The 12,471-nt window shown below is 67.0% G+C and carries 10 protein-coding genes and 1 pseudogene; 10 read left to right on the forward strand and 1 reads right to left on the reverse strand.

From position 1 onward, the window contains the following. Positions 1-42 precede the first annotated feature (42 nt). From NI2_RS08865 to NI2_RS08905, 9 genes are all read left to right on the forward strand, one after another. Positions 43-981: a hypothetical protein gene (locus NI2_RS08865; protein ID WP_133734211.1), complete on the forward strand. Its 939-nt coding sequence runs from the start codon at positions 43-45 to the stop codon at positions 979-981. 32 nt (positions 982-1,013) lie between these two features. After that, positions 1,014-1,946: a hypothetical protein gene (locus NI2_RS08870; RefSeq protein WP_133734212.1), complete on the forward strand. Its 933-nt coding sequence runs from the start codon at positions 1,014-1,016 to the stop codon at positions 1,944-1,946. Positions 1,947-2,160: 214 nt separating this feature from the next. Further along, complete coding sequence (locus NI2_RS08875) at positions 2,161-3,399, forward strand: hypothetical protein (RefSeq protein ID WP_067488299.1); 1,239 nt, start codon at positions 2,161-2,163, stop codon at positions 3,397-3,399. A gap of 13 nt (positions 3,400-3,412) precedes the next feature. Then, positions 3,413-5,314 (forward strand): type IV secretory system conjugative DNA transfer family protein, encoded by a 1,902-nt coding sequence (locus tag NI2_RS08880; RefSeq protein ID WP_067488300.1) that lies wholly within the window; start codon positions 3,413-3,415, stop codon positions 5,312-5,314. Next, positions 5,311-6,156 (forward strand): DUF4913 domain-containing protein, encoded by an 846-nt coding sequence (locus tag NI2_RS08885; RefSeq protein ID WP_133734213.1) that lies wholly within the window; start codon positions 5,311-5,313, stop codon positions 6,154-6,156. The genes NI2_RS08880 and NI2_RS08885 overlap by 4 nt, the downstream gene beginning before the upstream one ends. Beyond that, on the forward strand, positions 6,153-7,013 hold the full coding sequence (locus tag NI2_RS08890) for a hypothetical protein (protein WP_133734214.1): 861 nt from the start codon (positions 6,153-6,155) through the stop codon (positions 7,011-7,013). Before NI2_RS08885 ends, NI2_RS08890 begins: the two co-directional genes overlap by 4 nt. Then, positions 7,010-7,915 (forward strand): hypothetical protein, encoded by a 906-nt coding sequence (locus NI2_RS08895; RefSeq protein WP_067488306.1) that lies wholly within the window; start codon positions 7,010-7,012, stop codon positions 7,913-7,915. The genes NI2_RS08890 and NI2_RS08895 overlap by 4 nt, the downstream gene beginning before the upstream one ends. Positions 7,916-8,108: 193 nt before the next feature. Beyond that, positions 8,109-9,968: an acyl-CoA dehydrogenase family protein gene (locus tag NI2_RS08900; RefSeq protein ID WP_084476192.1), complete on the forward strand. Its 1,860-nt coding sequence runs from the start codon at positions 8,109-8,111 to the stop codon at positions 9,966-9,968. Further along, positions 9,965-11,461, forward strand: coding sequence for a flavin-containing monooxygenase (locus NI2_RS08905; protein WP_067488352.1), 1,497 nt, complete (start codon positions 9,965-9,967; stop codon positions 11,459-11,461). The genes NI2_RS08900 and NI2_RS08905 overlap by 4 nt, the downstream gene beginning before the upstream one ends. Positions 11,462-11,511: 50 nt before the next feature. Here NI2_RS08905 and NI2_RS08910 read toward each other — a convergent pair whose 3' ends face one another. Further along, complete coding sequence (locus NI2_RS08910) at positions 11,512-12,174, reverse strand: TetR/AcrR family transcriptional regulator (RefSeq protein ID WP_067488354.1); 663 nt, start codon at positions 12,172-12,174, stop codon at positions 11,512-11,514. A gap of 123 nt (positions 12,175-12,297) precedes the next feature. Between NI2_RS08910 and NI2_RS35060 the strand changes: the two are divergent. Beyond that, positions 12,298-12,471: pseudogene (locus NI2_RS35060) on the forward strand (malonic semialdehyde reductase); the annotation flags it as partial.

Below are 12,471 nucleotides of genomic sequence, written 5' to 3' on the forward strand. Positions count from 1 at the left end.
GGGCTCCGAACACGCAGTCGATCAACAGGATTGGAGAAACCGGTGAGTCATCCACTCTCAGGTGCCGAGGATCTGCCGTCGTGGCAGCTTCGCCTACTCGAACGCATCCAGAACGCCAGCTACGACCACTACCGCACCTTGTTCCACGGGTCCCCGCAGTACTCGCCCGCCAGCGGCGCGAGCGTTCAGCTCGAGACGTGGCGTACCCATCTACGGGCGTTGGACGACGAGCGCGGTGAGATCGCATTACACGCCCACGCCCGCGGGGTCCCGCAACGGATGATCGACTACGCCACCGAAACCGGCGCCAGGGGAGCGCGGTGGGGCGATACCCCCGAAACAACAACACTGCCGATGGCCCCGCCGGGGGCGGATCCGGCACGCCTGTACCTGCTCGACCAGCTCGCCGAGGACGTGTGGCGCCTCGAACACACTGCCCTGGTCCGCGCGGAGTACCTGCATCGTGTGCACACCGGCGCGTTGCCCGACAACGAGCCAGCAGAACGTCAACTCCACGACAACATGGCCGCGCTGTGGCGGCGTGCGACCGGGACCGCGGCACTGATCAACGTCCAACCCGGCGAGGCCGAGCAGCTGTGGGGTCGTAGCCTGGGCTCGTGGCAACAGTTGGCGGAGCTGACCGCGGCCTCCTACACCGATGCCGAACTGCGGCAGCGGTTCACGGAAATGTCGTGGAAAGGGGTCGAGGCCGACCTCTCGCGTACTTTCGACAACCTTGCCACCACGACCGTCACCGATCTCGGCCCGCCCACTCCCTGGGAGTTTGCCCAGCGTGCCGAACAGGCCTTGGCCGCAGTCAGCTTCGCCGACAACCTGGGCCCGGGTGCGGGGCACGGTATCGGCACCGCGGTCGAGGCGACCGGGATCCGAACAGCAGCACAGTGGGAGCCGGACCCGGACCTGCAACCCCACCCCCCTGATCGAGGGCCCGGGTCTGGTGTGGATCAGGGGGTGTGGTGATGACCAGTAGCGAGCCAGGGCCTGAGGAGTCGGTGAGTCAGTGGCAAGGGCGCATCCTGCGGCGGATCCAGCAATTGGCCGCCCAACACCGGGAGATCACCGATGCCGGACCGGGCATGTTCGATGACGGGATCTCCGGTCACAGCGAGCAGGTGTGGAACGAGCGACTCGAATTGCTCACCGTGCAGCGCGAACACGCCGAGTATGCGGCCATGTTGGGTGGGGTCGACCCGGGTTGGGTGGTCGATGCCCGCGAACTCGGCCAGCGTGGGGCGAACCCACCCAAGCCGGGCGTGGTGCGCCAGCATCCCGCCCGCGCCAGCGAAGCGCAGGAGTTCTATCTCGACATGCTCGAGGTCGACCTGTGGACTATGGAACGCATGGCCGGCCTGGAAGCGGCCCGCATGGACCGAATCGCCACCGGGAGATGGACTTTCGATACCGACCCGATCGCGGTCACGCAGTTCGCCGACAACATGACGGCACTGCACACCCGGGTCACCGTACTCGCGGCCGCAGCGCAACTGACACCGGCCGAGGGTGAGAGCTTGTGGGGGTCGAGTGTGGAAGGGATCCGCCGCGTGCATGCGGTGACCTTCGCCGCCTACACCGAGCAAGACCTGGCCCAAGCCTGGAACGGCTACGCTCGCGCCGACCCGGCGTTGGCGGTGCCACCGTATGTTCCGCGAGATCCCGACACGGGCACGCCCACCGACACCGCTCAGGTCGCCCCGCCGACCCCACGCAAGATGCTCGCCGACGCGACGACCGCGTTGCGGTCCCAGTTCGTCGACACCGCCATCCGCCACGCCGAACCGACCGATCTGGCCGCCGAGAGCACCGCGATCACCGCCGTCGTTGACGCCGCCCTCGGTGAGGACACCGCATGGACCTGGGAAGCCGACCCGGACCCCGTACCGCGACCTGTCGGCGAAATCGGCGCCGATCGTGGGCCAGAAATATAGAGCTGCAACTTATTTCGTGATTGTCGGCGCGTCGGCCAGGGGGAACTGGACCGAGGCGACCGAACCTGAACCGCTGGGACCTCACACACCCCGTTTGAGGGTGTGACGTTTTCTCGATCCGAGGAAGCACGATGGCCCACCGTCTCCGCGAACAACCACCTTCACCCTCGAACCCCACCACATCGTGGCACCTGTGCTTGTCCGGGAGCCCGCGATGAGCTGGCAGACCCGAGGAACCAGTTTCACCAACCCCGCCTACTACCGTGACGCCGCCGACAGCGTCGAGGCCCAACTCCGCGCCGACTTCGCCGCTCAGCACCAGTTGGGCGAGATCGCCGCCTACGGGGAAACCCCGGCACAGGTCGTCGAGTACAAAGCTCGCGCGCACGCCATCGCCCGGCACTGGCAACAAGACGCCTCACCGGAGCATCAACAGTTGTGGCACCACCTGGCCAGCGCGGTCGAGGCCTGGACGGCCAACCCCGAAGCCGCCCGCGTCGAGTTCGGCAGACTCCAGCAAGCGTTCATCGACGGCGACCCCGATATCGACCTGAACTCTGTCCGCACGCAACGGCAAGCCGCGGAACTGACCGGACACCTCGAACCGGTCAACGACCGGTCGGCCCAAGACGGCGCCCGATGGCGACCTCGCCACCTGAGCGTGGTTCCCGATCCTGGCGTGGAGGCAACACATTCGGACAGTTTGGTCGATCGCGCGTTGGGTGGGCGAGCCGCAGTTGAGCTGAGCATGGCCGAGGTCGAGGCGATCATCAACGGCTCCGACGAACTCCTCGCCGCCGAGGAAGCTCTCGGAGATCTCGACACCGGTGACGACGAGATCACCGCCCTGTTGCCCGCCGCCCAACGCAACCCCTACCTCATCCCCACCGTCACGGTCGACCAGTTGCCCGCCCAGATCGTCGCCGTGCGCCGGGTTCAAGACCTGGCCGCTCAACACGCCCGGCTGGCAACCGAATTCGACGAATCCCCCGAAGGCAGTCAGGTCCGCATCGACCAGCTGGAGCGGTTGATGGACGGCGCCAGAGATGCCCGCCGCGCCGCCGCCCTCGCCGGGGCAGACCACGGCGAGATCACCGCCGCCTACCAGGCGGGCCTGGCCGGGCACTACTGGTCGCAGCAGCCCGGGGCGCCGCGGCTGGCCCAACTCGAGCACGTCCTGGGCGAACGCGACCACGCTTTGGCCGAACTCGACACCCTGCGAAGCCAACTCGGTCTCGCCCCTGACCCCCCACCTGCGCTCGCGCTCGCCGCAGGCGCGGAGAACACCCACCACCCGGCCTCCAACACCGCCCCGCCGGGTGGGGCGGTGATCGCCAATGCGGTCGAGGCTGCCCTGCCCGATGCCGACGTCACCGCCGAGTGGATGAGCCCTCAACTCACCGGGGTCATCGACGCGCCTCAACCCGCACCCGGTGTCGACCCCGACTTCTGAAAGGACCAGGTCAATGATGTTCTCTCCCCGAGAAACCCGCCGCCGCACCAAGTCCGGACTGGGTGAGGAAGCCAGCATGCTGCTGATCCTGCTGGCACTGCTCGCGCTCGTGGTCGTGCTGTGGGCGGCACTGAAACTCGGCAGCTGGCAGGCCGGGCAATCCCTGTCGTGGAACCCGTTCGCGGCCTTGCTCTCGGTCGTCGCCGGAGACAAGCGATGGCCGTGGCAAGCAACCCCGATCGCGGTGGTCCTTCTCTGCGTGACCGGCGCAGGTGCGATCCGCGGAGCTCGATCGTTCACCAGCGGCGGGCAGGTCGATGCGGCGGCGCGGACCATGCAACCGCCAGGCAAGATCCGCATCGCTCGCGCCGCCGACAACCTCGCCGACAACCAACGCCTCCTCGCCGACGCCCCATCAGAGATTCGAGCTAATCCGGGACCACTGTTGGGGCGCACGGTCATCGGCGATATCGCCTTACATGTTCCCGCCGAACTCGGTGTCACGGTGACGGCTGGTCAGCGGACCGGCAAGACGGTGGCGTGGGCGATCCCGGCGGTGCTCGCAGCGTGGGGGCCGTGCCTGGCCACCTCGAACAAACCCGACCTGTATCGGCACACCGTCTACGGGCGCGAACAGGTCGGGCGGGTGTGGGTGTGCGACTTGCAGGCGGTGACCGGGCAGGTGGTGTGCGGGTTCTGGGTGAACCTGTTCAACCAGGTCACCGGGCTCCCGGCGGCGCGAAAGCTGGCGGGGTTCTTCGTGTCCGGGTCGGCGGGTTCGGCGAACGAGATCGCGAACGCGAAAACCGATGCCTACTTCGACGGCGGCGCCCAGGAACTGTTCGCCCTGTGCATCTTCGCTGCTGCGTGCGCGGGTGGGGACCTGCATCATGTGGCGGAATGGCTCGGCCGCGACCAGGACCCGACCCCGGCGTTGATCCTGCGCCACTACGGTCACGACCGCCCCGCCGCCCGCATCATCGAGTGCCAAGGCCTCTACGCGAGACAGCGTGACGGCCTCTACGACATGGCGCGCCGGTTCCTCAACGTGCTGTCGGATTCCGGGTACGCCCAGATGGTCACGCCACCGGTTCGGAAGCTGTTCCAGGTCAGCGAAACCGCGGCCAAATCAGTTACAGCGCACCAGAATCGGGCGGGCACGGCGGCTTCGATCCGCAACGGGGTCCTGATCGAGACCACCGAGCAACCACGCACCCACCTGTTGCCGGAGTTCGACCCGACCGCGTTCGTCACCTCCAACGACACCCTCTACCCGCTGTCGATGACCGGCCCCGACGGGGCCACCCCCTTGACCGCCGCCCTGGTCGGGCAAGTCCTGGAAGCCGCCCTCACCACGGCGCGGGCCCGCCCGGACGGGCGGCTGGCGGTACCGCTGTTGAGTGTGCTCGACGAGGCCGCCAACTGCGCCCGCATCAGCGAACTGCCCTCCTACTACACCTACGCCGCAGGTTGCGGAATCATCCTGATGACCATCCTCCAGGTCCTCGAACAAGGCGAAAACCTGTGGGGCGTCAATGGTTTGAAGACGATGATGGCCCAGTCGATCGAGGTCTACGGCGGGTCCATCGCCTCGAGGGACTATCTGGAGCACTGGTCGGCGATGGCCGGGCAACACGACGTCTCCGACCGCTCCCGCACCTACACCCCCGGCGGAATCCAACGCAGCCTGTCCTGGCGCGCCGAACCCATCCTCGACGTCGCCATGCTCGCCGCCCTCCCCAAAGACCGGGCCCTGGTCCGTCTTCCCGGCCACGGCCCCGTCATCGTCCGCAAAATCCCCTGGTTCGACAGCCAGCACGCCCCACTGGTCCGTATGTCGATGCAACGGTTCGAAGGGGCGCGGGTTTCGCTGATCAAAGCCGCTCCTCCTGCCATGGGGGAGGGGCAGTCGTGACCAGCCCCACCCAGACCGCTACGGCGCCGATGCCACCCCAGTTCGCTCACTTCACCGACTTCGCCACCGCCTGGATGCTACCGACGATCAGCCTCCGGTTAGCCGAAGCGAACCGGGAGAACACCTTCACCTGGTGCTCGCGGTGGTGGGCTCATCGCCCGGTCGCCGTCCGCATCGCGCACCTGCACACAGCGTTCGAGGCGATGCGCCGCGCCAAAGCCGGATCGAGCCTGAGCACGTTTCTGCTCACCCATTTCGACCCGCACGTCAACCTCATCCTCGACGCCGCGAACGGCCCCCTGCACCGCTGCACCCGCACGCACCACCAGGCGACACCGTCGTTGCCGTTCGATCCTGTTCCACCCGGTTGGTTCGGCACCGCCACCCCCGCCGCCGTGGACGATGAGAAGCCGCCGAAGAAGTTCGGCCACTACAGCGAGTTCGTGCAGCAGTGGTTGTTGCCAGTGGTGTCGGTGAAGATCGCCGCGAACAACCGGGAAGGCCAATACACCTGGTGTCGGCAGTGGTGGCGCCACCAATCCGTGGCCATCCGCTTCGCCGGCTTGCACGCGTGTTTCGAAGCCGCAGTCAATGCCGACGACAAACAGGCGATGAGCGCACTGTTCGTCCGCCACATCGACCCCCACTTGCGGTACATCCTCGACGCCGCCAACGGCCCACTGCACCGCTGCACACCCGACCGCCACATCGACAGCCCAGGCCTCGATGGCGAACCGGTTCCGTCGAACTGGTTCGGCACTCCCGGGGCATCGACACCGGTCCACCACCTTGGGTTCGGCCCGGACTTTCGCGCCTTCACCGAAGCAGGTGAGCCGCAGTGAGCATGGCCAACGCGACCACAGTCCAGAAAAGGGTCCTCAAGGCGCTACAGAATCAGGCCGCCGACTCTCAAAAGCTCCTGAACACCCAACGCGCCAGCGGCACCGAACCGGCTGCGGAGTGGACACAGGATTTCCAGGCGCGGGCGACGGTGCACAGCGAACTCGGCGCCGCTGCCATCGCCGGAGGAGTGCCAGTCGAGTGGATCGATCAGGCCCGCGAACGCGGCACCAAAGGCATCCGCTGGAACACCAACCTATTCCTGCGCCGCGCCGCACCGGTCGATCGGGAAGCGCTGATCGACAACCTGCGCACCGACATCGAACACTTGGCACGGTTCACCGGAATCCATGCAGCCTACCGACCCATCGCAGCCGCACAGAACTCCGACACCACCAAAGTCGACGACACACTCGACACCCTGTGGCGACGATCTGCCCAACTCGGTGTGCTGCTCCGGGTAGAGGCAGACGAAGCCCGACAACTCTGGGCGCACGACACCTGGATCGAAACCGCCGCCTCGGCAGCGGCAGGGCTGGACGAAGCCGGACTCGCACACCAGTGGCGGGCTATCGCAGCCACCGACATCAGCAGTTACGCGGTGCAGGCGCGCGCCTTGGCCGAGGCCGGGATAGAACCCGATTCGAGGATCGCACCCCCAGAGCCGAGCGCAGTGCTTCACGTTCTCGGCGACAACCACCTTCGGGTGATCGGGTTGTTCTCCCACGCACCCGGCGCGCAGATCGACGCCGCCATCGGCGCCACCGGGGCCTACGCCCACGACCTCGACAACGACGCGTGGACCACCCAGCCGGTATTCAGCGACCCGCAAACCAACTATCCCGGGATCGAGCCATGAGCCGCCCGTCATCGCAGCCGCGTCTGGTCTCGGATCTACCGGCCCCGCAGGCCGAAGCACTCAACGACATTCATGATCTGGCCCGCCGCGCCGGTGCGCTGCGTCGAAGCCAGCCGTATGCCCCCGAACTGGTGCGCCTCGAACACGACCGCAGCATCGCCGAGATCGTGGCCGCCAGCAGGTCGATACCAGCGGTGTGGATCACCCAAGCCCGCGAATACGGGCACGACAACAGGGCGTGGCAACCGACCACGGTGCTGCGGGACCCGCCGAAGAACAACGTCCCCCGCCGCGGCTACGGCCGAGTCGTCGCCGACACCCACCGGCTCATCGACATGGCCACCGTGTCGGTACTGCGCCACCACCATCTCCACCAAGCCGGAATCGAGACCGAGCCTGAACCTGCTGTGGCACAACAGCTTCGGCACAACATGGTCGCGATCCGCACCCGCATCATCCACACCGCCGCCGCGATCAACATGCCCCCCGCCCAACGTGAGCGCAGCACGACGGTGACCGATGCCCGCCTCGCCGAACGTCTCGCCACCCACCACCGGCTCGCCGTCGACGACCTGACCGCGCTCTGGCGCGACCTGGCCACCCCCGCGATCGCGGCGAGTGTTCGCTCGTCGCTGGCCAGCCTGCGCCGCACCACCACCCCACCGGCCGGTACCGAGCCCGGCTTGCCGATGCCGCCGACGGTCGAGGAGTTGATCACCCGCACCCGCCTGCAACTGGCCGACGCCACCCCAGCAGAGGATCCGTCGACCGACGGGCAGCGAATCGAAACCGCAGTCCACTCTGCCCTGCCGTCCACGGCGACAGAACCCGACCACCACACGGCCGACGTAACAGGCGGGCCGCCACTGGATCGTCCACTCACGCCAGGCCCTGAACCGTGACGAGCCGCCGGCTCGACCCAGGACTACTACACCCACCACACCGCCGCCGACCGATCGGAGCTCGGCAACGACCAGCCGGTGCAACCCGATCGAAGCACCCCCAAACCAACCGCGTGAGTCGCGGCGCCGAAATCGCCCGTGCACAGCGGTCACCCAGCCCCAATGCCCCAACAAACACTTGGAGACCTTTGCCATGACTACTGTCGATCTACCGCCGATCCCTGCTCGCGACAATCGGGCGGCCCAGCCGTTCTCCCCATCCAGTGATCCGACCGTCGCATCGTTGCGCACCGCGATTCTCGGCACCGAACCAGACATGCACCAGCGCGTGCGTGCCGTCATCGCCGAACTCGGGGACCGGCCCGGCACCGGTTCGACCTATACGGCTGAAGCGAGACTGGCACCGAACCTGCTCCGCGCAACCATTGCGGGATTGGGCGGATCAGCGACCGCGATCGCCGCCGACACCCGGCTGCGCGGAATCGTGTGCGAATGGGCCGCGATCTACGCCCCGCACCTGCTGCCAGTGCTGACCGGGCACCTCGACCTGTCGATCGGCGCGATCAAAGCCCTGGGCAACGGGTCCGCCTACCAACGTGACCTGCTCGCCGAACTCGACACCGGTCAAGCGATCGGAGTGTTGCTGCTGACCGAACTCGGAGGCACCAACGGCGCCGACCAGCAAACGACCGCGACCTGGGACGACATCCGGGGTGGATTCTGGCTCACCTCACCTGACCCGGCCAGCTGGAAATTCATGCCCAACATCGCCGACCCGACAACGCCCAAGATCGGAGTGGTCACCGCCCGCCTGATCATCGGCGGCAGTGACGAAGGTGTCCTGCCCTTGCTCCTGAGATTGCGCACAGATCAAGGGCTCACACCCGGCTTGCGGGTCGCCACCCTGCCCGACAAAGGATGGGCTCCCATGGATCACGCGCTGATCCGATTCGACAAAGTCTTCGTCCCCGCCGAGGGGTTGCTCGGCGGGACATGGGCCGTGATGGGCACGCTCGAGATGGCATCGACAGTGCCGGTGCGGGCACGGTTCCACCGGGCAATCACGACCCTGGGACAGGGACGCCTCGATCTGGCGGGCGCATCCGCCGCCGGTGCGCGGGCCGGGTTGGCGGTCACGGTCAACTACGCACGGCAACGCCGACCCGGTGGCCGGACCCTGATGGCTGAGCGGGGCACGGTCCGCCGCGACCTGGTCTCCGCACTGGCAGCCACCTACGCCACCAGCGTGCTCGGACGCCGCGTGCAGGACATGGCCGCAGCCGCACCAGCAGCAGACCCGCTCATCGGTGTGTGGTCGATGCTGATCAAACCGCTACTGGCCTACACCGCACACGAGGTACTGCTGACCTGCCGGCAACGCAGCGGCGCCCAAGGGTCGTTGCGCACCAACTGGATCCAAGACTGGATCGGCAACACCGAAGGAATCATCACCGCCGAAGGCGAATCACAGCTGCTGTGGAAACAAGCCGGACAACTCACCACCTGCGACATCACCACCTTGGCGCTGCCGGACACCCCCTCGCATCTGCCCTGGCATAGCCGGATGCTCATCGACAGAGCGACCACCATCGCGGCCGGACTGCGACGCGACGACATCACCCCGGCCGAAACCGCACTCGATCGCGATACCGCCGCCATCGAACTCGCCGCCGCCACCAGCGAACGACTCGCCGCGACCGCGCTGTGGACCGCCGCCACCACCGCCGCCGACGACACCGCGCGAGGCCTGCTCGAATCCGCGACCGCGGTCTACACGCTGGAACGAATCCTGCACCGAGGAACCTGGTTCGCCGCCCACCGGCGGATGACACCGCGGCGCGCCCAACGCGTCCACCGCGAACTACACCGCCACCGCCAGTACCTGGGCGCGCATCTGTGCGAGTTGGTCGACGGATTCGGCATCAGCCTGGACGTCTTCGCCGCACCGATGGCCGCTCCCGACTACCTGCACTGGTGGCAACACTGGGCCACCAGGCCGAACCCGCCAACCGCCACCGCCACCCGGTCGATCAGCGACAAGACGCGCCCATGACCCCACACAGAGTGGTCGTCGTCGGGGCAGGATTCGGCGGCCTCACCATGGCGGCCGAACTGAAACACGCTGGCATCCAAGACTTCCTGGTCCTCGAAGAAGGACCCGAGGTCGGTGGGGTATGGCGAGAGAACACCTATCCGGGTTGTTCCTGCGACGTGCCAGCGCACCTGTATTCGTTCGCCTTCGACCCCTACCGTGACGCCCGGGTCCGTTACCCGCACCAGCAGTCGATCTTGACCTACATGCGCGAGGTCACCGACCGCAACGGCCTGCGACCACACCTACGCTGCAACACCACGGTGGTGGCCGCCGACTACAGCGACACCGACCGCACCTGGACCCTGACCACGAGCAGCGGTGAGCTGATCCGCACCCACGCGGTCGTGTGGGCGCTCGGTCAATTGCATCGACCCGCGATTCCTCGCATGCGAGGGGCGGAGACCTTCGCCGGGCCTGCGTTCCATTCCGCACGGTGGGACCACACCGCCGATCTGAGTGGGCAGATCGCAGTCGTGGGCACCGGTTCCTCAGCGGCACAGATGATTCCCGAACTCGCCCGAACCGCGGCCGGAGTCACCGTGTATCAGCGCACCCCGGCCTGGGTCCTGCCTAAGCCCGCCGCCGCGTTCGGCCCGATCTCAGGCTGGGCGCTGACGCATGTGCCCGTCCTACACGACCTCTACCGGACAGGGATCTACCACGCCGCTGACCTGCTCCTCGCACCGATCATGCGCGCAGGGTGGTCGGCACGGCCCACCGAACTCGTCGCGCGGGCCCACCTTCGACGACACGTGCGCGACCGCGAGCTACGCGCGAAACTCACACCGCACTACCGGATCGGGGAGAAACGGATCCTGCTCGACAACGGCTACTACCCGGCACTGACCCTGCCACACGTCGAACTGGTCACCGACCCCATCGACCGGCTCACCCCCGACGGAATCCGCACGGTCGACGGCACCGAACACCACGCCGACGTCATCGTCTGGGCCACCGGATTCCGAGCCCCGGAATTCTTTGCCGGGGTCCGGATCCGGGGCCGCGACAAAAAAGACCTGCACGAGCAGTGGCGGTCCCGAGGACGACCGACCGCCTTCTACGGACTCGCGGTACCCGGCTTTCCGAATCTCTACATGATCGCTGGGCCGCACTCGTTCACTCCGTCGAACAGCAATCCCTCGGTCAAGCAGCACCAGGCCCGCTACATCCTGCGGTGCCTGGAGCTTTCCGCTCGACTCGGGTCTCCGATCGAGGTCACCGCCGCAGCAATGACGACCTACCAGCAACACCTGGACACCGAGCTGGCGCAGACGGTTTGGCCTCGCGGCGTGCAGTCCTGGTTCAAACGTTCCGACGGCCAGATCACCAACCCATGGCCAGGCACCGTCCGTGAGTTCGGTAGACGGCTGGAGCTGGCCAACCCGGCCGAAGCTTTTGCCGACGTTGTTGTTGAGGCTGGCGTCTCAGGACAGGACCGGTTGGTTGGCTGAGTGCGGACATTCGACCCAACCACTTCGCCGCAAACGGTCCTCAGCTCGGATCAACCGTTCGGGCGGCAGGCGCGGACGATGAGATCGGCGGCCTCGGTGCAGATCGTTGCCGCGTCAGCGGCCGGAAGTGGGATCGTGCCGTACGTCGAGGCGTGCAGACCCTGCTGGACGAGTAGGGAAATGAACTGCCGGGCGGCCGTCGCCGGGTCCTCGACATCGAGCTCGCCGCGCTCACTGCGGCCACGTAGCAGATCGGCGATCTGCGTGACTAGTTGTTTCGGTTCGCCCTCCGCACACGCAGGGCGCAGGGACGGGATGCGGGCGACCTCGCTGATGACCAAGCGGCGCAGCGCCGAAGCGCGTTCGTCGAGCAGGACCCGCAGCACGAAAAGGCCGATCTCGACCAGGGCGGTGATGGCGTCAAGGTCGTCTGCCTTGTCCGACCCGGTGATCTCCGCGTCGAAATTCGCGGCAACTCGGCTGCGTTCGTCGTCCACGGCGGCGAGGAACAGGGTCTGTTTGTCGCCGAAGTGGTTGTAGGCGGTCTGTTTCGCCACACCGGCCCGTTCGGCGATTACATCGAGGGTCGCCCGCTCGTAGCCGTCGCGCAGGAAGGTATCGATCGCGGCGTCGAGGATGGCTCGGCGCTTCCCCGGGTCGCCGCCGTGCGGGCGGCCACCGGCCCCGCTCGGTCGCATGGCCGATGACGGCATGTCCTGTGCGCCTTTCTTGATGAGCAACCCGGGGCACCAGCCGTACGGGTGGACGAGTCAGTCTATCTACTATTTACTGGACTGGACCATCTAGTCTAATCAACTTTGCTCTGGAGCGCTTTCATGGCCGAGACGGTAGCGACCCAGCAGTTGGCACTGGACGCGGAAGCGCAGAACTTGTTGTTCCGCGCTGCCCGCACCGCCAACACGTTCACCGACGAACCGGTGACCGACGAGCAGTTCCGGGCCGTCTACGAACTCGTGAAGTTCGGGCCGACCTCGATGAACCAGCAACCA

This window comes from Nocardia ignorata NBRC 108230 (genome assembly GCF_001612905.1).
GTDB lineage: Bacteria > Actinomycetota > Actinomycetes > Mycobacteriales > Mycobacteriaceae > Nocardia > Nocardia ignorata.